Source organism: Pseudomonas umsongensis, from assembly GCF_002236105.1.
Taxonomy (GTDB): domain Bacteria; phylum Pseudomonadota; class Gammaproteobacteria; order Pseudomonadales; family Pseudomonadaceae; genus Aquipseudomonas; species Aquipseudomonas umsongensis.
Genome location: NZ_NIWU01000004.1, coordinates 100,860 through 123,284 on the forward strand (window position 1 = coordinate 100,860; position 22,425 = coordinate 123,284).

Sequence of the window (22,425 nt, forward strand, 5' to 3'; positions counted from 1 at the left end):
TTATTCTGGAGAATCACATGAACACACAACCCTTGCGCGTCGGCATCGGCGGCCCGGTCGGCTCCGGTAAAACCGCCCTGACCCTGGCCCTGTGCCTGGCCCTGCGCGAACGCTACAACCTGGCAGTGGTGACCAACGACATCTATACCCGCGAAGACGCTGATTTCCTGGTGCGCAACGAAGCGCTGGCGCCGGAACGCATCATCGGCGTGGAGACCGGCGGCTGCCCGCACACGGCGATCCGCGAAGACGCCTCGATCAATCTTGAAGCCGTGGATCAATTAAACCGCCGTTTTCCGGGCCTGGACCTGATCCTGGTGGAATCCGGTGGCGACAATCTCTCGGCCACCTTCAGCCCGGAACTGTCCGACCTGACCATCTACGTGATTGACGTGTCCGCTGGCGACAAGTTGCCGCGCAAAGGCGGACCGGGGATCTGCAAATCCGATCTGCTGGTGATCAACAAAATTGACCTGGCGCCCCTGGTGGGAGCGTCGCTGACGCTGATGGACAGCGATACCACGCGTATGCGCAACGGCAAGCCGTTCGTGTTCAGCAACCAGAAAACCGGCCAGGGACTGGACGCGATCATCGCCTTCATCGAACGCCAGGGCCTGCTGACGGCAGCCTGATCAAGACTTATCAACAAGGAAGCTTCTCGATGACACTCAAACGCATTCTGGGCGCAATGACCCTGCTGTTGACACCGACCATTGCGTTGGCCCACCCAGGGCACGGGGACAATGGCTTGGTCGCGGGCATCAGCCACCCGCTCGGTGGACTCGATCATCTGCTGGCAATGCTCGCGGTCGGCCTGTGGGCGGCTCAGCACAAAGGTGCGGCGCGTTGGGCGCTGCCGTGCACCTTCATTGTCACCCTGCTGATCGGCGGTCTGCTGGGTTTTGCAGGGCTGGAACTGCCGGCGCTGGAAGGTGGCATTGCCGCGTCTGTGTTGGCGCTGGGCCTGGCGGTGGCCTTGGCGGTGCGTCCACCGTTGAGCCTGGCAATGGCCGCAACGGCGTTGTTTGCGCTGTTCCATGGCGTGGCGCATGGCCTGGAGTTGCCGGACATGACGAGCCCTTGGGGATATGCCACGGGATTTGTCGCGGCGACCGCGGTGTTGCATGCGGCAGGTTATGCGTTGGTACGGGTGTTGCCGCAAGCTGCTGCGCCTTTAGTGAGACTGGCGGGGGCGGCTTCGGCGGCGACTGGCGTGTGGTTGTTGGCGAGCTAAATCTCTATTGCCCGTGATGGCGTCTTCGCGAGCAGGCTCGCTCCCACATTTGCCCTGTGTACACAGTTTCATTGTGGGAGCGAGCCTGCTCGCGAAAGCGGCCTGAGAGACAACACAGCTCTAAGGCCTGCTAACATGTCGCGCAATCAACCCTGCCGTGACGACGCCAGCCAATGCCGCCTGTTTCCCGCTCCGCCTCCCAGCCTGAACTGACCGCCCTGTTTGCCTCGGTGCAACAGCACTTCCAGGACGTGATCGTGCCGCTTTGGCAAGGTCCCGGCTGGAATGCCGAGTTGGCGCTGCCCTATGAGGCGCTGGACGCCGAACACCACCCGTTGCCTCCCCAACGCTACCGGGCCATGGCCTGCGCGCGGCAGCTGTATCTATTTGCCAGCCTGATCGGCCAGGTGCCAGGCGCTCAAGAGCGCGCGGCAGCGCTGTTCCGTTCCTTGCAGCGGCACTTCCACGATGCCGAGCATGGCGGCTGGTTCTACAGCATCGACCCGCAGGGCGCGCCACTGGATCAGCGTAAAGATCTCTACACCCACGCATTCATTCTGTTCGCCTGCGCCCACTACTGGGACAAAGTCCGCGAGCCGCTGGTGGAATCGGTGCTCAACGCGGCCCTGGAAGTGATCGCGCAACGTTTCTCCAGCGGCGACGGCCTCTACGAAGCGAGCCTCGATCGTGACTGGTCATCGTTGAACAGCGGACCGCTGCAAAATCCGTTGATGCACCTGGCTGAAGCCTTCCTTGCCACGCTGTCGGTGCGTGAAGACCTCGCTGTGCAACAGGCGCTCGTGGACTTATGCACAGGGATGCAGCGGCGGTTTATCGAGCCGCAACACGGCGTGTTGATGGAAAAACCGCTGGAGGCTGTGGATAACTGGTTCGAACCCGGGCATCAGTTCGAGTGGTATTTCCTGCTCGAGTCGTCCGACCTGCTGCGTGGTTCTCCACTACATGCTTCGCTGGAGCGCGCTTTTGCCTTCACCGAACAACTGGGCGTCGACCCACACACCGGTGCCGTGCGGGCCATGCTGGACCTGGGTCCGGATGGCGGCTCACGGGACGCGACTCAACGGATCTGGGCCCAGGCCGAATACCTGCGCGCCTTGACCCTGCGACCAGGCAGTGAGGCTTCGGTGCTGCGTCAATTGCAGGCGTTGCAGCAGCGCTCGCTGCACGCGGGCGGCTGGTATGAATGCCGCGACGAACACGGTGAAGTGAGCCGGCGGGACATGCCATCGACTACCCCTTATCACTTGGCGACCTGTTATCGCGGGTTGGCTGAGTATCTTGGTTGACTGAACGGTCGCTTTCGCCGGCAAGTCGGATCGACGCATCGCTCGCGCCTACATTGCGAGGAATCCACCGGATTTCACGCAATCCACTTGCGATCCCCGGTAAAACTGATGGTCAGCCACCTCGCCGCATCAGGTTTGCCGAGCTTCGCGGAGATCTCCTCTCGTAGCGCATCCAGTTGCACCACGCTGCGCAGCGGATAATTTGTCGGCAACACGATGTGAATCTCGATAAAACACGCCCGACCGTGCTTCTGCACGTAGGAAATATAGTCGTCGAAACCATGCTCGATCTTCGCCTCTTCCATCACCTGGCGCACCTTGTCGTCCAGTTGATCCGGGGCGATTCCCAGCACATCGCGTAACGCCGGGCCGATGATCTTGAACGCCGGAGGGAGCATGCCCAGGGCCAGCAGAATCAGAATCATCGGGTCGACATACAACGCCCATTTTTCGTAGCCCTGGGTCTTTAGCAACAGCGCAATAAGAAAGCTCACCAACAGGCCGGCCGAGAGCATCGCGTCCACCAGCCAACTGATGTTGTCGAACTGGATCAGCGATGACTTGAGCGTGCGATTTCGATGGCGAACGTAGAAAAAGTAAATGAGCTCGACGACGGTGAATACCGCCGCGTAGAAGATCACCAAGCCAAGCTCGACATCGCGTCCACCACTGATGATGCCGAACACTCCGTTGAGAAAGGCATAAATGGCCACCAGCAACAGGAAACTGCCTTCGATCACCAGCACCATGGGTTCCAGGTGCCAGGAGCCGAACTGGAAGCGTTGATTGCTTTCCTTGGCGATCAGCCTGGCGGTGATCAGCATCAGGACCTTGATGAAGGTTGCAACCAGCGAAAAGAATCCATCGAACAGGATGGATTGGGCACCCGAGGCAAACCCGGTGATGATCCCGGCGAATGTCACCACCAGCATCAGGAAGGTCGATTGCTTGAGCAGCGCCTGCTCGCCTCGATTGCTCACAAGGTCTCCTCGAAAACCTTGAACCGCAGGGCGCGGCGAGGTTGTTGGATGAGGAGTCTAGCTGATGTCTTGTATTGCCAGTTCCGGCCCTTTCGCGGGCAAGCCCGCTCCCACAGTGGATCAAGGTGCACACAAGTTTTGTGGACGACACAAAATCCTGTGGGAGCGGGCTTGCCCGCGAAAAGCCGTGACTCGGTCTTAAGACTTACGCTCAATCGCAAACCCGGCCCAGGTCTGGCTCACCGGCATCAGCTCGACGCTGTTGATGTTGATGTGCGCCGGGGCATTGAGGACCCAGAAAATGGTCTCGGCAATGTCTTGCGGCTGGATCGGGTCGGCACCCGCATAGGTGGCGTTGTAACGCTCCTGGTCACCGGCAAAGCGCACCAGAGAGAACTCGCTTTCGCACAGGCCCGGTTCGATGTTGCTGACCCGCACGCCGGTGCCCTGGAGGTCACAGCGCAGGTTCAGGGAGAACTGTTTGACGAACGCCTTGCTCGCGCCATACACATGGCTGCCCGGGTAGGGGTAGTTGCCGGCAATGGAGCCGAGGTTGACGATACCGGCGCCGCGACCATGAGCGATCAGGCGTGGCAGCAGCAGGCGGGTGCTGTACATCAGGCCTTTGACGTTGGTATCGACCATGGTGTCCCAATCGTCCAGGTCGCATTTGGGCGCCGGATCGACCCCCAAGGCCAGGCCAGCATTGTTGATAAGTCCACGCAGCTTGGCGAAGGATGGCGGCAGGTTCGCAATGGCTTCTTCCATGGCCTTGCGGTCACGCACATCAAGCACCAGCCCGTGCACCTCGGTCTGCTTCGACAGTTCGGCGCACAGGGCGTTAAGGCGCTCTTCACGACGCCCTGTCAGCACCAGTTTCCAGCCGGCCTCGGCAAAACGACGGGCACAGGCTTCACCGAAACCGGAAGTCGCGCCGGTAATAAACAGGGTGTTGGACATGGTGTTCTCCTTGCTACGGCTGATCGGCAGCCATTGGAATAGAAAATCAGCAGGCAGCATGCCCGGCCTTGCGCACAGCGGCAACCGGCGCGCTATCTGTACAAAAAACGAACAAAACTTGCAACGCCTTGCCGGCCGTGGCTTGCAGCCATATGCACGCACCTTATCCACAGCCCCATCCACACATTCCGGGGGCAAGTGGAAAAGCTGAAAGCCGCTATCCACAAGGCTTTGCGGGCCGATTTGAAACTTTTTTGCTTGACCCCAATCGGCCTGCTGTGTAGCCCAGGGTCATTTTCCCGACCGCGCGGTCAATCCAGCGATGGCGCCAAGCCAGTAACTACGGCCCTCAGCCAAGTCTTTCCAGAGTTTAACCACAGACTTATCCACAGGCTTGTTCACTGCATTCAGGCGCTCTTTTCACCCTAAGAAAAAGGTTGACAACGCTGCCTTGAAGACAAGAAAAAGCGCCTGATCAAAAAACAACCATCGCGCTGCAAGCCACGGATTCAAAGGCGCTCAGCCAGCTACTCCCACGTTATTCACAGCCAGTTCCACAGCAAACGGGGACAAGTCAAAACCATGATAAAACAACAATTTGCAGCGGCTTTATGTCGCGCTTTCAGAGGTCGACAATTTTGTTTTCCACAATTTCACTTTACCTCACACCACCGCTCTTGTAGGAGCTGCCGCAGGCTGCGATCTTTTGATCTTGATTCTTAAAAAACAAGATCAAAAGGTCGCAGCCTCGTTTCACTCGACAGCTCCTACCAGCTTTTACAGGGGCGAAAAAAAACGCCCTGATCTCGTCAGGGCGTTTTCATTGGACGCTAAGGTTTAGTGCCCGCCAAGATAAGCGTTGCGCACATCTTCGTTGACCAACAACTCCTTCCCTGTACCGCTCATGCGAATCTCGCCGTTGACCATCACATAGGCTCGGTCCGACAGGCGCAGCGCGTGGTTGGCGTTCTGCTCGACCAGGAAAATGGTCATGCCGGTCTTGGCCAGCTCCCGCAGCGTCGCGAAGATCTGCTTGACCACAATGGGCGCCAACCCAAGGCTCGGCTCATCGAGCAACAGCAATTTCGGCCGGCTCATCAGGGCTCGTGCGATGGCCAGCATCTGCTGCTCGCCACCCGACATGGTCATCGCCCGCTGGGTGCGTCGCTCCTCAAGGCGCGGGAACAGCTTGAACATGCGTTGCATGTCTTCCTTGGCGTACTTGTCGCCGATGGGGATGGTGCCCATCAACAGGTTTTCCTCGACGGTCATGTCGGGGAACACCCGCCGTCCTTCCGGCGACTGGGCAATGCCGTTGGAGGCGATGTAGTGCGACGACTTGTGGGTGATGTCCACGCCCTGGTAAAGGATCTGTCCGTCCGCCGCGCGTGGCTGACCGAAGATCGACATCAGCAGGGTCGACTTGCCGGCGCCGTTGGAGCCAATCAGGCTGACGGTCTCCCCTTCGTTTATGTGCAGCGAGACATTCTTCAGGGCCTGGATGGGCCCGTAGAACACGTCCAGGTCCTTGAGTTCGAGGATGGGTTTGCTCATACCACCTCCTCTTCATCGGCACCCAGGTAGGCGGCAATCACTTTCGGGTCGTTGCGAATCGCATCGGGACCGCCCTCGGCGATCACGACGCCGTGGTCCAGCACCACAATGTGGTCGGAAATACTCATTACCATGCCCATGTCGTGTTCGATCAGCACTACGGTCAGATCATGCTCGTCGCGCAGCAGCCGGATCATCGCGCTCAGCGCTTCGGTTTCCTGAGGGTTGAGGCCGGCGGCCGGTTCGTCGAGGCAGATGATCTGCGGACGGGTGCACATGGCCCGGGCGATTTCCAGACGACGTTGCTGGCCGTAGGACAGCTCACCGGCCAGGCGGTTGGCGCAGTCCACCAGGTCCACCACTTCCAGCCAATAGAAGGCGTGGTCCAGCGCATCGCTTTCGGCCTTGCGGTAGCCCTTGGTGTTGAGGATGCCCGCCAGCAGATTGCGGTTGACCCACATGTGCTGGGCCACCAGCAGGTTTTCCAGCACCGACATTTCCTTGAACAGGCGAATGTTCTGGAACGTCCGCGCCAGCCCGGCGCGGTTCACCAGGTGGGTGCCGCCGAACATCTTGTAGCGCAGGCGACTGATAAAGCTTTTTGGCGAGACGAAATCGGTAGGCTTGAACGGTTCGCCGAGCATTTTGATGACGTTGGTTCGCTGCCCCCGCACGTTCAGTTCGATCTTGCCACCGGAGGCCTTGTAGAACCCGGTCAGGCAGTTGAACACTGTGGTCTTGCCGGCGCCGTTCGGGCCGATCAGGGCGAAGATCGAGTTGCGCTTGACCTTCAGGCTGACATCATTCAACGCCTTGATGCCGCCGAAGTGCATCATCAGCTTCTCTACGGAGAGTACGACTTCGCTCATGGCGCTACTCCTTTACGCGGGGTCACACCGGTACGGCTGATTCGAATCAGGCCGCGCGGTCGCCATATCATCATCAACACCATCAGGATGCCGAACAGCAAAACGCGGTATTCGGCGAAGCCACGCAGCAGTTCCGGAGCAACGGTCAATACGAAGGCCGCAATCACCACGCCGATGGTCGAGCCCATGCCGCCGAGCACCACGATGGCGAGGATCAGGGCCGATTCGAAGAAGGTGAACGAGGTCGGGTTGACGAAACCCTGGTAGGTGGCGAAGAACACGCCAGCCAGGCCGGCCGTCGATGCGCCGATGGTGAATGCCGAGAGCTTGACCAGAACGTGGTTCAGGCCCATGGAACGGCAGGCGATTTCATCCTCGCGCAGCGCTTCCCAGGCACGGCCGACGGGCATGCGGGTCAGGCGATGCTTGATGTACAACACAGCCAATACCACCAGGAACAGTACCGCGTAGATGAAGTAGTACTTCACGTCCGGGTTGTAGGCGATGCCGAAGAACTCATGGAACGGCACGCCCCCGTCCTTCGCACGCTTGCCGAATTCCAGGCCGAAGAAGGTCGGCAGTGGTGCCGGCATACCGTTCGGACCACCGGTCAGGGACAGCCAGTTGTTGAGGATCAGGCGAATGATTTCACCGAAGCCCAGGGTCACGATCGCCAGATAGTCGCCGTGCAGGCGCAGCACCGGGAAACCGAGGATGCAACCGGCCAGCCCAGCGGTGATCGCCGCCAGCGGCAGCACCGTCCAGAAGCCCAGCCCCAGGTACTGATAACCGAGCGCAAGGCCATAGGCGCCGATGGCGTAGAACGCCACGTAACCCAGGTCGAGCAAGCCGGCCAGGCCCACTACGATGTTCAGCCCAAGCCCCAACAGCACATAGATCAGCCCGAGAATGACCACGCCCAGCAGGTAGGAGTTGGAGAAAAACGGGAACACCACGGCGATGACGATCACCAACGGGATGATCCAGCGCAACCGCGATTTGTAATCCGGCGCCAGCACATGCACCCCGGAACCCGTGCTTTCAAAACCTTCGAGGATGCTCAAGCCCTTGGGGGTTTGCAGGAACATGCTCAAGGCAAAGCGACCGGCCATGACAATGGCGACAATCCACGCCACGCGAGTGGTTTCCAGGTTGAAGCCGTAGCCATCGAGAACGACACCGACAATCGGCCCGAACACGATCAGGGCAATGAGGCCGGCAAGAATCGCGTCAACCAGACTTTTCTTGATATCAATGGTTTTTTTAGTGGTTGAGGACATCGCTTACACCTTCGACACAAGAGGACGGCCGAGCAGGCCTTGGGGCCGAAAGACCAGAACGAGAACCAGCAGCGAGAAGCTGAAAACGTCTTTGTAGTCCGAGTTCACCAGGCCAGAGAACAGCGACTCGGAAATCCCGAGGATGATCCCGCCCAGCATGGCGCCTGGCAGTGAGCCGATCCCGCCTAGCACCGCGGCGGTGAACGCCTTGATGCCGATGATGAAGCCAGCATAGAAGTCGAACGTGCCGTAATTCATGGTGATCAGCACGCCGGCCAGGGCCGCCATCGCTGCACCGATGATGAACACATAGGAAATCACCCGGTCGGTGTTGATCCCCAGGATCGAAGCCATCTTGCGGTCTTGCTGGGTTGCACGGCACATGCGGCCGAGCTTGGTGTACTTGATGACGTAGGTCAGCAGGGCCATCCCGACAAACGCTGCGACCAGGATGAACACCTTGGTGTAGGTCAACTGCACGAAACCTGTGCCGACTTCCACGCGCCACGCTCCGCTGAGCAAGGTTGGAACACCTTGTTGCTTGGCGCCCTGGGCGATCTGCGCATAGTTTTGCAGAATCAGCGAGATACCAATGGCGCTGATCAGCGGTGCCAGTCGGGTGGAGTTACGCAGGGGTTTGTAGGCGACGCGCTCGATGACCCAGCCATACACCGCCGTGACGACGATGGTGAAGATCAGGGTGCCGAGCATCAGCAGAGGGAAGGATTCAATACCGAAGTATGCCAGCAGAGCCAGACTGATTGCCGCGAGGTAAGCGGAAATCATGTAAACCTCGCCGTGGGCGAAGTTGATCATGCCGATGATGCCATAGACCATTGTGTAGCCGATGGCGATCAGGCCATAGACCGACCCGAGGGTCAGGCCGTTGACCAGTTGCTGCAGGAAAATACCATCCATAACGCAATCTCACGCAATGAGAACCTGTCCACCTGCCGGTGCGGTTCTTCTAAGGAAAATACAGATATACGTCGGAGCAATGTCAGCCACGATCAGCCCGGCCCACACCGTCCCCTGTGGGAGCTGGCTTGCCAGCGATAGCGGTAGAACATTCGACAAAATTGTCTCCTGCAAGTCCGCCATCGCGGGCGAGCCCGCTCCCACAAGGATCTGTGGGTTCAGGTGATTGAGTCAGCCCTTACTTCTGTTTTTCCAGCTGGTGGTATTTGCCATCCTTGTCCCACTGGTAAACCACGTAGTCGGAGACTTTCAGGTCGCCCTTGCTGTCCCAGGTCTTCTCGCCCATGACGGTCTTGACCGGATTTTTCTTCAGCCACGCAGCCGCTTCTTCGCCCTTGTTGGATTTGGCGCCGTTGAAGGCAGCCGCCAGGGTCTGCACCGAAGCGTAGGCGTACAGGGTGTAGCCTTCAGGCTCGGTACCGGCCTTGCGGAAGGCGTCTACCACGGTCTTGCTGTCTGGCAGCAGGCGTGGGTCGGCACCGAAGGTCATCAGCACGCCATCCACGAATTGCGGACCGCCTGCGGTGGTCACCAGTTCGTCGGTCACGATGCCGTCGTCGGACATGAACTTGACGTCTTTCAGGCCTTGTTCACGCAACTGGCGAACCAGAGGACCGGCTTCCGGGTGCAGGCCACCGAAGTAGACGACGTCAGCGCCGGCACCACGGATCTTGGTCACGATGGTGCTGAAGTCTTTCTCGCCACGGGTCAGGCCTTCATACAGCACTGGCGTTACGCCGCGCTTGACCAACTGGGCCTTGGTGGCGTCAGCCAGGCCTTGGCCGTAGGTGTCCTTGTCGTGCAGAACCACGACCTTCTTGCCCTTGAGCACGTCGACGATGTAGTCGCCGGCCACGATGCCTTGCTGGTCGTCACGACCGCACATGCGGAACATGGCGCTCAGGCCGCGTTCGGTCACCTGTGGGTTGGTGGAGCCTGGAGTGATGGCGATGATGCCCGCTTCGTCGTAGATCTCGGAAGCCGGGATGGTCGAGGAGGAGCAGAAGTGGCCAACCACGCCGGCGACTTTCTGGTTGGTCAGGTCCTTGGCGACCGTCACAGCCTGTTTAGGTTCGCAGGCGTCATCGCCCTTGACCAGTACGATTTTTTCCCCGTTCACGCCGCCCGCTGCGTTGACCGCATCGGCTGCTGCCTGTGCACCCTTCATGTACTGCTCGCCAAATGCCGCATTGGCGCCCGTCATTGGACCCGCTACGCCGATCTTGATGTCAGCCTGAGCAAACGCAGAAACACCCAAAGCAGCTGCCACTGCGAGGGCCAGAAAGCCTTTCTTGTAAAACGTCTGGGACATGAGGTGGTGCTCCATGGTTTTTTTAATTGGCACTGCGACTTCACTGATTGCTCAGAGCAAGGGCCGTGCCATCGGTTTTTTATTCTTAAAAAAGTCGCTGCTTTATTCTTATTTCGACTATCTCGGGCCCATTTTCATTGGGCGTGCAACCGTCTAAACCGCGGAAGGTAAAACCATTATTTTTTTGAGGCGCAACCCGCCCGCGCCATCATTGCAACCGCGGCACTAAACGACGTGCAACCAGCCTGTAACAACGTGCGTCACCGAAGTGCACACTGCTGGTGCGGGACTGCTACAACCCGCACCACTACAGGCTAGCTGCTGATCAAAAAAGCGCCGCTTTCAACAGCAAAAATCAACATTCAGATCACGATCCGCAGGCACTGGCCTGCGTGATACAGCGAAAAACCGGCCTCGTATAAACAACTACGCAATCCCACCCCTGCCAGTGGCTGCATTGGAGCGAAGGGAATGGGTAGCGCTTGAGGATTTCCGTTACACAAATAATCGGCGAATGCCTTGCCAACCACCGTCCCGGTGGTCACGCCCCGACCGTTGTAGCCGGTCACTGCCACTATTCCGGGTGCCGGTTCGAACAGGCGCATCAAGTGATCCGGGGTGAAGGCGATGCGCCCCGTCCAGGTGCACTCCCACTCCACCGGCTTGAGGTAAGGAAAGTAATGTTGCTGCACGCGATCGGCCCAGGCCTTGAGAAACCAGGCCGGTTTCTGATTGCCATTGCCGAGACTGCCAAGCAGCAGGCGCCCGTCCTTGTCCCGGCGAATACTGCTGAGCACCTGGCGGGTGTCCCAGGAACCCTGGCCACCGGGCAAGATTTGCCGGGCCGCGTCTTCGGTCAGCGGGACCGAGGCCACCTGATAGTAATAACCGGGGAAGAAATTGCGTCGCAACTCGGTCCAGTCACCTTCGGTGTAGGCATTGGAAGCGATCACCACTTGCTCGGCCAGGACCGACCCCTGCGCAGTTTGCACCGACCAGCGTTGCCCCTGCCGTTCGAGGCGGGTCACCGGGGAATGATCGAACAACTGACCGCCCAGGCCCATTGCCGCCTTGGCCAAGCCGGTGGTGTAAGCCATCGGGTTGAGCGTGCCAGCACGACGATCGAGCAATGCCGCGGCGATTTTCTTGGTGCCTGTCGCTTGCTCACACGCTTTACCGGTCAGCAATTCGACGGGGGCGCCACGGCGCTTCCATTGTTCTTCACGACTGCGCAAGTCAGCTTCGCCACGGGCGTTGTGCCCCATGTGCAATGTGCCTTCGCGGCGCAACTGGCAATCGATGTTGTACTTGTCCACAAGGCTGAACACCAATGAAGGTGCTGCGCCGAGCATTCGGTTGAGCTGACTGCCGACGGCCTCGCCAAACCCGGCTTCGATCTCGTCCGGGGGAATCCACATGCCGGCATTGACCAGCCCGACGTTGCGCCCCGAACCGCCGTGGCCTGCGCGGTGTGCTTCGAGCACGCACACCGTTTTGCCCTGCTCCAACAAATGCACCGCCGCCGACAGCCCGGTAAAACCTGCGCCAATGACGCAGACATCGACTTTCACCTCACCCTTGAGCGCCGAGTTGTCGGGCCTTTGCGGCGTCAGTTTTTCCCACAGACACTCTTCGCGTAACGGCATTGCCAGACTCCAACGGAAACCTAACCAACACACACAAATCAGTGTGGGAGCGAGCCTGCTCGCGAAAGCGGTTTATCAGTCACCGTTGATGTCGACTGACAGATTGCATTCGCGAGCAGGCTCGCTCCCACAGGGATCACTGCCTCACTGAAATATCAGTCAAAGGTAATGCCCTGCGCCAACGGCAACTCCAGCGAATAGTTCACGGTGTTGGTCTGACGACGCATGTACCCGCGCCATGCATCAGAACCGGACTCACGACCACCGCCCGTTTCTTTCTCACCACCAAACGCACCGCCGATTTCCGCGCCGCTCGGGCCGATGTTGACGTTGGCGATGCCACAGTCACTGCCCACCGCCGACATGAACTGCTCGGCTTCACGCACGTCGGTGGTGAAGATGCACGAGGACAGGCCTTGCGGTACAGCGTTGTTCAAACGCAGGGCTTCGTTGAAATCGTTGTAGCCGACCACGTAGAGGATCGGTGCGAACGTTTCATGGCAGACCACATCGCTCTGCTCCGGCATTTCGACGATGGCCGGCGAAACGTAGTAGGCATTCGGGAATTTGTCTTCAAGCTGACGCTTGCCGCCGAACACCCGACCGCCTTCGCTCAGCGCCTGCTCCAGTGCGTCCTGCATGTTGTCGAAGCTTTGCTTGTCGATCAGCGGACCGATCAGGTTACCTTCCAGCGGGTGGCCGATACGCACTTTGGAGTAGGCGGCCTTGAGGCGGGTGACAATTTCTTCCTTCACCGACTCATGGGCGATCAGGCGGCGCAGCGTGGTGCAGCGCTGACCGGCGGTGCCGACGGCGCTGAACAGGATCGCGCGAACGGCCATGTCCAGATCGGCGCTTGGGCCAAGGATCATCGCGTTGTTGCCGCCCAGTTCGAGAATGCTGCGGGCAAAACGCGCAGCGATTTTTGGCGCCACTTCACGGCCCATGCGGGTGCTGCCGGTAGCGCTGACCAGCGCGACACGCGGGTCATCGACCAAGGCTTCACCGGCATCGCGACCGCCAATGACCACCTGGCTCAAGTGCGGTGGCGCATCGCTGAAATTCTTCAGCACGCGGTCGAACAGTGCCTGGCAGGCCAATGCGGTCAGTGGGGTTTTTTCCGACGGCTTCCAGATCACCGGGTTGCCGCAAACCAGCGCCAACGTGGCGTTCCAGGCCCAGACCGCCACCGGGAAGTTAAAGGCGCTGATCACGCCGACGATGCCCAGCGGGTGCCAGGTTTCGCGCATGTGGTGGCCAGGACGCTCGGAGGCGATGGTCAAGCCGTACAGTTGGCGGGACAGGCCGACGGCGAAATCGCAGATGTCGATCATTTCCTGAACTTCACCCAGGCCTTCCTGGGTGATCTTGCCCGCTTCCCAGGACACCAACTCGCCGAGATCGGCCTTGTATTCACGCAGGATGTCACCCAGTTGCCGCACCAGCTCACCACGACGCGGCGCCGGCACCTTGCGCCACAATTCGAATGCATGATCTGCACGACTGATGTGCTGCTCGACTTCAGCGGCACCTTCCCAGTTGACGGCGGCAATCGTGCTGCCATCGATTGGCGAATGCACCGGCACTTTGCCGTTCTGGTACAGGGCCGGGTTCACACCAAGACGATCAAGCAATGCGGCAACCATGGGTCACTCCTCAAGCAAAAAACGGAACGTGTGCAGCCGCCGAATCACGACTGATCAGACCTGTAGTTTTAGCGCTCCCGAGGTTACTCAACAAACGACCATTAAGAGAGATATCATTCCGTTTATTCATGCTGTGCATTGTTGGCAATAAAGAGACAAGTACAAAGGACCGCCCATGCTGAACAAACGCTATTTGCCCTCGATCGCTGCACTGCAGTGTTTCGAAGCCGTGACCCGCCACCTGAGCTTTACCCGGGCCGCGGAAGAGCTAAACCTGACCCAGAGCGCCGTCAGTAAACAGGTGGCGCAACTTGAAGAGCTGTTGCAGCACCTGCTGTTTCGCCGGGTTCGCCGACGCCTGCAAATGACGCCAGCGGGCGATCTGTACCTGGTGGAGGTACGAAAAATCCTCACCCAGGTCGAGATGTCGACCCATTACTTGCGTTCCTACGGTGGTGAAACCGAAGTCTTGCGCGTCTCGACACCCTCGACCTTCGGCGCTCGCTGGCTGGTGCCACGCCTCAAGGGCTGGCGTCTGCGCCATCCTTCGATCCATTTGGACCTGTGCAATGAGCAGGAAGCCGACGACCTGCTACAGGGGCGCAGCGACCTGGCGTTCTACTTCGGCCAGGGTTCTCGCCCTGGTACCGAATGCCTGAAGTTGTTCAGCGAAGAGCTGGTGCCGGTCTGTGCGCCAGGCAGCCTGCCCGACACGCCATTCACCGACCCGACGCAACTCACCGACCTGGTCCTGCTGCAAAACGCCTCCCGCCCCCAGGCCTGGCACGACTGGTTCGACAGCCAGGGCTACCACACCGAACACAGCTACCACGGCCCGCGCTTCGAAACCTTCTACATGTGCATCCGCGCGGCGCAAGTCGGCTGCGGCGTGGCATTGCTGCCACGGTTTCTGGTGGAAGAGGAACTGGCCGACGGCAAACTGGTCATTCCCTGGCAGCATGCAATGCCCAGCACCGATGCCTATTACCTGGCGTACCCGGAACATTCGGCGGAAGTGCCCAAGGTGCGCGATTTCGTCAAGTGGATGCTGGAGCAGGTGTAGGGCGGTGCAAAAATCGCTGGCAATACCCACCACCGATATGCGCCACTAGCCTTATTCCATGTGGAGAACCCCCGTTATGAGCGAGAGTGTGTTTGCCGATCGCATCGTGCAGAACCTGCTCGACACCGACTTCTACAAACTGACGATGATGCAGGCGGTGCTGCACAACTACCCGAACGTAGAAGTCGAATGGGAGTTTCGTTGCCGTAACAGCGAAGATTTGCGCCCGTATCTGGCAGAGATCCGCTTCCAGATCGAACGGCTGGCCGAATTGAGCCTGAGCGCCGATCAATTGAGTTTCCTGGAGCGCATCAGCTTCCTGAAACCGGATTTTCTGCGCTTTCTCGGGCTGTTTCGCTTTAACCTGCGCTATATCCACACCGGCATCGAAAACGGCGAATTGTTCATCCGTTTGCGGGGGCCGTGGTTGCACGTGATCCTGTTCGAGGTACCGATTCTGGCAATCGTCAGTGAGGTGCGTAACCGATACCGCTATCGGGAGATTGTCCTGGAACAGGCGCGCGAGCAGCTCTATCGCAAGTTCGACTGGCTGACCGCCAACGCCAGCAGCGACGAATTGTCCGAATTGCAGGTAGCCGATTTCGGCACCCGTCGTCGTTTTTCCTACCGTGTGCAGGAAGAAGTGGTGAACGTGCTCAAGCATGATTTCCCCGGGCGCTTCGTTGGTACCAGCAATGTGCACCTGTCCCGGGAACTGGACATGAAACCGCTGGGCACCATGGCCCACGAATGGATCATGGCCCACCAGCAACTCGGCCCGCGGCTGATCGACAGCCAGATCGCCGCCCTCGATTGCTGGGTCCGCGAATACCGTGGCCTGCTAGGGATTGCGCTGACCGACTGCATCACCATCGATGCATTCCTGGGTGATTTCGACCTGTTTTTCGCCAAACTGTTCGACGGTTTGCGCCACGATTCGGGCGATCCGGTGGTATGGGCGGAAAAAGCCATCGCGCACTACCACAAGCTCGGCATCGACCCCATGAGCAAGACGCTGACCTTTTCCGACAGCCTGACGCTGCCCAAGTCCCTGGAGATTTTTCGGGCGTTGCGGGGTCGAATCAACGTCAGCTTCGGTATCGGCACCAACCTGACGTGTGATATTCCGGGTGTCGAACCGATGAGCATCGTGCTTAAAATGACCGCCTGCAACGGCGCGCCGGTGGCGAAGATCTCCGACGAGCCCGGCAAGACTCACTGCAAAGACCCGAATTTCGTCGCTTATCTGCGACACGTTTTCCAAGTTCCTGCCCCCCTCTAGCAAGGAGTGAATTCATGCAAGCCGTACAGCGTGAGATTGCTGAACAGCTCAAGGTTCAACCGCCGTTCGCCGACGAAGCCGCCCTCGAAGCGGAAGTCGCCCGGCGGGTTACCTTCATCCAGGATTGCCTGGTCAATTCCGGGCTCAAGACACTGGTGCTGGGCATCAGTGGCGGCGTCGACTCGCTGACTGCCGGGCTGCTGGCCCAGCGTGCGGTCCGTGAACTGCGTCAGCGCAGCGGTGATGCCGCCTACAAATTCATCGCCGTGCGGTTGCCGTACGAAACCCAGTTCGATGAACATGACGCCCAGGCCTCCGTGGATTTCATCAAGCCGGATGAGCGCCACACGGTGAACATCGGCCCGGCGGTCAAATCCCTGGCCAACGAAGTCGCGGCGTTCGAAGGCAAACACGCGGTGTCGGTGGACTTCGTGCTCGGCAACACCAAGGCGCGCATGCGCATGGTCGCCCAGTACACCATCGCCGGCGCGGCCCATGGCCTGGTGATCGGCACCGATCATGCCGCGGAAGCGGTGATGGGTTTCTTCACCAAGTTCGGTGACGGCGCCTGCGACCTGGCACCGCTCAGTGGCCTGGTGAAAAACCAGGTCCGTGCCATCGCCCGCAGCTTCGGCGCGCCGGAGGCGCTGGTGGAGAAAATCCCGACCGCCGACCTTGAAGACCTGTCACCGGGCAAACCGGATGAAGCGTCCCATGGCGTGACGTACGCCGAGATCGACGCCTTCCTGCACGGCGAGCCGGTGCGCGAGGAAGCGTTCAAGATCATTGTCGACACGTACAACAAGACTCATCACAAGCGCGTGATGCCATTTGCGCCTTGAGGCGTGAGTGAATGAAAAAGCCCGCTGAGGAGTGATTCTCAGCGGGCTTTTCTTTGGCCAGCACATTTGCTGAAGCCGATGGCCCATTCGTCGGAACGCCGCCCGGAGCCGGCTCGCTCCCACATTTGATTGCGGTCTAATTGTGGGAGCGAGCCTGCTCGCGAAGAACGATAACGCGGTGAACCTGCTTATTTCAGGGTCACAGTGCCTTTCATCATCGAGATGTGGCCCGGGAACGAGCAGAAGAAGCCGTACTTCTCGTTGGCATCGAGCTTGGACACGTCGAAGGTCACCGAGTCGGTTTCCTTGGCGCCGATGACCTTGGTGTGAGCGATGACGCGGGCGTCGCCTTCCTTCAGGTAGTTCTTGTCGATGCCAGCACTCAGGCCGTCGGTGGCGATCGGCTGCATGTCGGCTTCTTTACTGATCACCAGGTTATGGCCCATGACGTTTTTCGGCAGGCTGCCAGAATGGGTCAATTCAACGGTGAAGGTCTTGCAACTCTTGTCGATTTCAATGGCCTTGGTGTTGAAGGACATTTGGTCAGTAGAGTCAACGGTGACTTTGCATTCGGCAGCCATCAATTGGCTGCTCGCCAGTGTCAACAGGGATACCGCAACAAGTTTGGCAAACATGGTGAATCTCCAAGGCAGGGTGAATGAACATGCGAATGAACAGAAGACTGCCTGAAAACTTCGCAAGTTCCTATGACCTGAAGCAAAAATTGTATACAACTTTCGGGCTATGGGACCGATCGAGACAATCTACCAGCCAGGTGCCTGCCCCGGCCCTATCATCAGAGCGTCCTCATTTTTCGGAGCGCCTGTCGTGTCTATCAATACCCTGTTGTGCAGCTTGCTCGCCGCGTATGCCTGTGGGGCCAGCGGAACCTGCGAAACGCCCAAACGCGAAGTTTAGCCCTTGGAGCGCAGCGCGCCTGCCTTTACTCTGTGGCCCTGATCGACCCAGGAGTAATGCATGTCTTTAGCATCCGTTTGTGTGTTCTGCGGCGCTAGCACTGGCACGAACCCCGCTTACCGTGAAGCAGCCGTGGCGCTTGGCCAGGCCTTGGCCGAACGCAAGCTGACCCTGGTCTACGGTGGTGGCGCAGTGGGCCTGATGGGCGTCGTCGCCGATGCGGCACTGGCGGCAGGTGGCGAAGTGATCGGCATCATTCCGCAGAGCTTAAAGGACAAGGAAATCGGCCACAGTGGCCTGACCCGCCTTGAAGTGGTCGACGGCATGCATGCGCGCAAGGCGCGGATGGCTGAACTCAGCGATGCTTTCATCGCTTTGCCCGGCGGCCTGGGCACCCTGGAAGAGTTGTTCGAAGTGTGGACCTGGGGCCAGCTGGGTTACCACGGCAAACCGATGGGCTTGCTTGAAGTGAACGGCTTCTACAGCAAACTCACTGGTTTTCTCGATCATATCGTCGGCGAAGGCTTCGTTCGCGCGGCACACCGTGACATGCTGCAGGTGAGCGAATCGCCACAGACGCTGCTCGACGCCCTGGATCGTTGGCAACCGACCGTTGCGCCAAAATGGGTCGAGCAAAAACCCGACTAACGACTCGACACCGATACAGGGCAGAATACGCGCCGCTCAAACCTCACCTTCGACCCCAGAGGATCGCCCATGGCCAAACCCAATTACTCCTTCGCCAAACGTCAGAGAGACCTGGCCAAGGAACAGAAGAAAGAGGAAAAGCTTCAGCGCAAGAAAGCAATGGCTGAAGAAGACGCAGCGGCACTGAACCCGGATGCAGAAGGTGAAGTGGCGGCAGAAAGTGATGTAGAGGCACCGAAAGATCAGGCGCCCGACGCCTGAGCCCCTCCGGGCCGGATGATTTGATCGGGCCCACGGATCTGTGACCGGGGTTGGCGGCGATGCTGCCGGCCCTCACTGTCCATTCCGAAATACTGCATATTCCTTTGTGGGAGCGGGCTTGCTCGCGAAGACGGCGGCACATCCAGTATTTATGTAACTGAAGGATCGCTTTCGCGAGCAAGCCCGCTCCCACATGGTGATCGTCGTTACTCCAACGGCATCACTGTGACCCGAACCTCGGGATCATGATTGCCGCCCCCCAGAATGACTCCACGCAACGGCGACACATCGGAAAAGTCCCGGCCCCAGGCCAGGGTGATGTGTTCCAGCGCCGGTTGCACATTGTTGGTCGGATCGAAGTCCACCCAGCCCCACACCGGACAAAACACTGACACCCAGGCATGGGACGCATCGGCGCCGATCAATCGCGGCTGACCGGGCGGCGGCTGGGTCAACAGGTAGCCGCTGACATAGCGCGCAGCCAACCCACGAGAGCGTACGCATGCGAGCATCAGGTGGGCGAAATCCTGGCAAACCCCGCGCCGTCGCTCCAGCACTTCCACCAGGGGGGTCGCGACCTGCGTCGCTTCGGCATCGAAAGTGAACTCACTGAAGATTTTCTCCATCAAGGCCTGGACCCCGAGCAACAGCGGCCGCCCCGCCGGAAAACAGCTCTCGGAAAATTCAACGAAGTTGCGCTTCAGATGCACATAAGGTGATTCGAACCGGTATCGGCAGGCTTCAAGCAACTGCGGCGAAAGCGCCTGGCTGCTGTAGGTCAGCACGTTGCGGGTATCTTCCCACGCTGGGGATCGATTGAAATCGACCCGGGACCGGGGCAGTACCTCAATCGTCAGGCTAGCATTGACCAGCAGTTCATCATGGGGGCGCTCGAACGCCAACCGGGTCAACGGGTTTCCGAACACATCCAGCTCATCGCGGCGTGAAGTCGGGTCCGGACTGATCTGCAATTGCTGGTCGCTGCATCGCTGCCATTCACAAGGCCTGGGCCACAAATGCGCCAGTTGCTGGGCCAAGGACACCGGACTGTCGTAGTGATAATGGGTATCGTGGAAAATCTGGTAATGAGCGCTCATCAGACGGACACCGTGCGCTGGCTGACATCATCGACGTGGGCGAAGTGACGCAAGGCCAGGCGATCCGATACCTGCCCGCTCGCATCGGCAATCTCTTGCAGCAGATCAGCCAGCCCTTCGACGGCAGCACGCACGCTGGCGGCGCCAAACAACGGGTTTTCCAGGCAGCCCAGATCGAAACGCGCCAGACGCTCCACCAACTGTGGCAGGCCCGCTTCGCGAGGTAAGCCAAAGTCGTCGCACAGGCGCTTGAGCGTGCGGGTCACCAGCTTCAACTGGAACAGCACCGCGTGCGGGTTCTGCTCATCAAGCAATAACAGGTCGAGTACCGGGATCAATTGCGCCACCGCCAGGTACCGCGAACGATAGGTAATGCTGCTGTTGCCCAGCTCCAGCAACCACTCCAGCCCTGCCTGATCAAAAGCCCCGGCGCCACGCAGGAACGCTGCCAGGCTAGCGCTTAGAAATTGAAGGCGCTCGATCCGCCGACCGATCATCAGGAATCGCCAGCCTTCGTCCCGGGTCATGTCGTCCAGGGCAAAACCGGACAGCGCCGCCAAGGACATCACCAGCCGGTTGAGGAAGTCGAGTAACTCGCCGAAGTCCGGTTCTTCGGTCTCGAGTTCCATCGCTTCGCGTTGCAACTCCACCAACGCCTGCCAATTCTCCCGCGAGAGCTTGCCACGCACTTGCGAGGCCGCCCATTGCAAACGTTGCAGGTTGGAACGCAGGCTGAACGGCCAGTCATCGCCGAGTATCGCCGCCAGCAACCGCTCCGGCAGCTCACCTTCGTCAGGCAACAACATCAATCGTTCGCCAAGATCGACCGCAGCCTCCAGGGCCTGCGGGTCATCGCCGTCGACATAACGTGCCAGCATGATTCGCAGCAATCGGGCGCTGTCATCGCAGCGTTCACAGTAACGGCCGAACCAGAACAGGTTTTCCACCACCCGCGATGGCAGGTAAGGATCACGGCGCACCAGGTCATGCACGCCGATATTGCGCTGGGCTTTCCACTGTTCGCCGTTCGGTGGACGTTCGCCCAGCACCCAGGTGTCCTTGCTCGCCCCGCCGCGCTGCATCGATACCACCTCGGCATCCGCCTGCGCGGCCACTCGGGTCAAGCCACCCGGCAGCACCCGATAGCCGTCGCGACTGGCCACCGCATACACACGCATGCCGATGGCCCGGGGTTGCAGTTGACCGTCCTCGGCTTGCCATATCGGCGCTTGGGACAATTGCGCGAGTTCTTGCGCAACATAAGCATAGGGCCGCGCCTGCATGCGCTCGGCCAGGACCTGACGCTGCTTTTCACTCAAATCGCGGCCAAATACCGGTGCAAAGCTTTGGGACGGAAACGCCGGTTTAATCAGCAATTCCGGTAGTTTTTCCAGGGCCTGGGCCAGCACCGGCGCCTCACCGCACCACCAGGTGGCTATGGACGGCAGGATCAATTCTTCGCCAAACAGGTACTGGTTGATCTTCGGCAGGAAACCCAGCAAGCCTGGCGACTCCAGCACGCCACTGCCGAGTGCGTTGGCCACCAGCACCCGCCCCTGGCGCACGGCTTCGAGCAGGCCCGGAACGCCCAGGGCCGAGTCGGTGCGCAACTCCAGCGGGTCGCAGAAGTCGTCGTCGAGCCGACGCATGATCGCGTGGACCCGGCGCAAGCCACTCAGGGTCTTCAGGTAGACCGTGGCATCGCGCACCGTGAGGTCGCCACCTTCCACCAACGGATAGCCGAGCTGACGAGCCAGGTACAGGTGTTCGAAATAGCTTTCGTTGAACCGCCCCGGCGTCAGCAGGACCACCAGCGGTGCGTCATCGTCGCTTGGCGCCTGACGCGCCAGTGTTTCCTGGAGGGTGCGGAAGAACCCCGCCAGGTGCTGCACCTTCAAATCACGGTACAACTCGGGAAAGGCCCGGGACACGATGGTGCGGTTTTCCAGGGCGTAGCCAGCCCCGGACGGCGCTTGCGTGCGATCGGCGGTTACCCACCAGCGGCCATCGGGCGTGCGCGCCAGATCAACGGCGAACAGATGCAAAAAAGCACCGTCAGGCGGCTTGATGCCCTGGCAGGGCCAGAGGAAATTGTTGTGGCCAAATACCAGTTCGGCCGGCAGCAGACCTTCGGCGATCAAGCGTTGAGGGCCATAGAGATCGGCCAGTACTGCATTGAGCAAGCGCGCACGCTGGGCGATACCGGCCGACAACTGCTCCCACTCATCGGCGGCAATCACATGGGGCAACAAGTCCAGCTCCCATGGCCGATCGGCGCCCTTGGGATCGGCGTAGACGTTATAGGTGACGCCGTTTTCCTGGATTTGTCGGGTCAGCAACGCCTGACGCTGCACCAACTGCGCGGGTGTGCTGCGCTGCAATTGGTCGAACAGTCGACGCCAGTGCGGCCGAATGGCACCGCTGTCGTCGAGCAGTTCGTGATAGGTGCCCGCCGTCAGCGGGTAGCGGTCTAGCAAGTCAGGCATGGAAAGCTCGGCAGACAGCAGTGATCGGTCAGACTAACGCACGCTCATGACACCCGGATAGA

20 protein-coding genes are annotated in these 22,425 nt (G+C 59.7%); 8 read left to right on the top strand and 12 right to left on the bottom strand.

Going from position 1 to position 22,425, the window contains the following annotated elements:
• Window positions 1–17 precede the first annotated feature (17 nt).
• The 3 genes from ureG (at window position 18) to PSUM_RS20285 (ending at window position 2,541) form a co-directional block, all read left to right on the top strand.
• On the top strand, window positions 18–632 hold the full coding sequence (gene ureG / locus PSUM_RS20275; protein ID WP_008058937.1) for an urease accessory protein UreG: 615 nt from the start codon (window positions 18–20) through the stop codon (window positions 630–632).
• A gap of 29 nt (window positions 633–661) precedes the next feature.
• Window positions 662–1,234 carry a HupE/UreJ family protein gene (locus tag PSUM_RS20280; protein ID WP_020797612.1) on the top strand — a complete coding sequence of 191 codons (573 nt, stop codon included), beginning with the start codon at window positions 662–664 and terminating at the stop codon, window positions 1,232–1,234.
• 173 nt (window positions 1,235–1,407) lie between these two features.
• Window positions 1,408–2,541 (top strand): AGE family epimerase/isomerase, encoded by a 1,134-nt coding sequence (locus tag PSUM_RS20285; protein ID WP_033042199.1) that lies wholly within the window; start codon window positions 1,408–1,410, stop codon window positions 2,539–2,541.
• 74 nt (window positions 2,542–2,615) lie between these two features.
• Here the strand turns inward: PSUM_RS20285 and PSUM_RS20290 are convergent, their stop codons facing one another.
• The 9 genes from PSUM_RS20290 to amaB form a co-directional block, all read right to left on the bottom strand.
• On the bottom strand, window positions 2,616–3,521 hold the full coding sequence (locus PSUM_RS20290; RefSeq protein WP_020797614.1) for a cation diffusion facilitator family transporter: 906 nt from the start codon (window positions 3,519–3,521) through the stop codon (window positions 2,616–2,618).
• Between the two features lie 198 nt (window positions 3,522–3,719).
• Window positions 3,720–4,481, bottom strand: coding sequence for an SDR family oxidoreductase (locus PSUM_RS20295; RefSeq protein WP_083350063.1), 762 nt, complete (start codon window positions 4,479–4,481; stop codon window positions 3,720–3,722).
• Window positions 4,482–5,318: 837 nt separating this feature from the next.
• Complete coding sequence (locus tag PSUM_RS20305) at window positions 5,319–6,035, bottom strand: ABC transporter ATP-binding protein (protein WP_020797616.1); 717 nt, start codon at window positions 6,033–6,035, stop codon at window positions 5,319–5,321.
• Entirely contained in the window at window positions 6,032–6,904 is an 873-nt protein-coding gene (locus PSUM_RS20310; protein WP_020797617.1) for an ABC transporter ATP-binding protein, read from the bottom strand. The genes PSUM_RS20305 and PSUM_RS20310 overlap by 4 nt, the downstream gene beginning before the upstream one ends.
• On the bottom strand, window positions 6,901–8,184 hold the full coding sequence (livM, locus tag PSUM_RS20315; RefSeq protein WP_083350062.1) for a high-affinity branched-chain amino acid ABC transporter permease LivM: 1,284 nt from the start codon (window positions 8,182–8,184) through the stop codon (window positions 6,901–6,903). The genes PSUM_RS20310 and livM overlap by 4 nt, the downstream gene beginning before the upstream one ends.
• Before the next feature lie 3 nt (window positions 8,185–8,187).
• Window positions 8,188–9,102 carry an ABC transporter permease subunit gene (locus PSUM_RS20320; RefSeq protein ID WP_008058951.1) on the bottom strand — a complete coding sequence of 305 codons (915 nt, stop codon included), beginning with the start codon at window positions 9,100–9,102 and terminating at the stop codon, window positions 8,188–8,190.
• Window positions 9,103–9,340: 238 nt separating this feature from the next.
• The gene (locus PSUM_RS20325) at window positions 9,341–10,474 is read right to left on the bottom strand and encodes a branched-chain amino acid ABC transporter substrate-binding protein (RefSeq protein ID WP_020797619.1); all 1,134 of its coding nucleotides are present in this window, start codon (window positions 10,472–10,474) and stop codon (window positions 9,341–9,343) included.
• Window positions 10,475–10,836: 362 nt separating this feature from the next.
• Complete coding sequence (amaA, locus tag PSUM_RS20330; protein WP_020797620.1) at window positions 10,837–12,120, bottom strand: L-pipecolate oxidase; 1,284 nt, start codon at window positions 12,118–12,120, stop codon at window positions 10,837–10,839.
• A 155-nt stretch (window positions 12,121–12,275) separates the two neighbouring features.
• On the bottom strand, window positions 12,276–13,766 hold the full coding sequence (gene amaB, locus PSUM_RS20335; protein ID WP_020797621.1) for an L-piperidine-6-carboxylate dehydrogenase: 1,491 nt from the start codon (window positions 13,764–13,766) through the stop codon (window positions 12,276–12,278).
• A gap of 175 nt (window positions 13,767–13,941) precedes the next feature.
• Between amaB and PSUM_RS20340 the strand changes: the two genes are divergently transcribed.
• From PSUM_RS20340 to nadE, 3 genes are all read left to right on the top strand, one after another.
• Window positions 13,942–14,829 (top strand): LysR family transcriptional regulator, encoded by an 888-nt coding sequence (locus PSUM_RS20340; RefSeq protein ID WP_020797622.1) that lies wholly within the window; start codon window positions 13,942–13,944, stop codon window positions 14,827–14,829.
• A gap of 76 nt (window positions 14,830–14,905) precedes the next feature.
• Window positions 14,906–16,111, top strand: coding sequence for a nicotinate phosphoribosyltransferase (gene pncB / locus PSUM_RS20345; RefSeq protein WP_020797623.1), 1,206 nt, complete (start codon window positions 14,906–14,908; stop codon window positions 16,109–16,111).
• A 14-nt stretch (window positions 16,112–16,125) separates the two neighbouring features.
• Window positions 16,126–16,953, top strand: coding sequence for an NAD(+) synthase (gene nadE, locus PSUM_RS20350; protein WP_083350061.1), 828 nt, complete (start codon window positions 16,126–16,128; stop codon window positions 16,951–16,953).
• 188 nt (window positions 16,954–17,141) lie between these two features.
• On the opposite strand, the gene azu is transcribed toward nadE, so the two are convergent.
• Window positions 17,142–17,588 carry an azurin gene (gene azu / locus PSUM_RS20355; RefSeq protein WP_020797692.1) on the bottom strand — a complete coding sequence of 149 codons (447 nt, stop codon included), beginning with the start codon at window positions 17,586–17,588 and terminating at the stop codon, window positions 17,142–17,144.
• A gap of 343 nt (window positions 17,589–17,931) precedes the next feature.
• Between azu and PSUM_RS20360 the strand changes: the two genes are divergently transcribed.
• Both PSUM_RS20360 and PSUM_RS20365 read left to right on the top strand, forming a co-directional pair.
• Window positions 17,932–18,519: a cytokinin riboside 5'-monophosphate phosphoribohydrolase gene (locus tag PSUM_RS20360; RefSeq protein WP_083350060.1), complete on the top strand. Its 588-nt coding sequence runs from the start codon at window positions 17,932–17,934 to the stop codon at window positions 18,517–18,519.
• A gap of 69 nt (window positions 18,520–18,588) precedes the next feature.
• On the top strand, window positions 18,589–18,780 hold the full coding sequence (locus PSUM_RS20365; protein WP_020797694.1) for a hypothetical protein: 192 nt from the start codon (window positions 18,589–18,591) through the stop codon (window positions 18,778–18,780).
• A gap of 206 nt (window positions 18,781–18,986) precedes the next feature.
• Here PSUM_RS20365 and PSUM_RS20370 read toward each other — a convergent pair whose 3' ends face one another.
• On the bottom strand, window positions 18,987–19,877 hold the full coding sequence (locus PSUM_RS20370; RefSeq protein ID WP_083350059.1) for a transglutaminase family protein: 891 nt from the start codon (window positions 19,875–19,877) through the stop codon (window positions 18,987–18,989).
• Window positions 19,877–22,363, bottom strand: coding sequence for a circularly permuted type 2 ATP-grasp protein (locus tag PSUM_RS20375; protein ID WP_083350058.1), 2,487 nt, complete (start codon window positions 22,361–22,363; stop codon window positions 19,877–19,879). The genes PSUM_RS20370 and PSUM_RS20375 overlap by 1 nt, the downstream gene beginning before the upstream one ends.
• Between the last annotated feature and the right edge of the window lie 62 nt (window positions 22,364–22,425).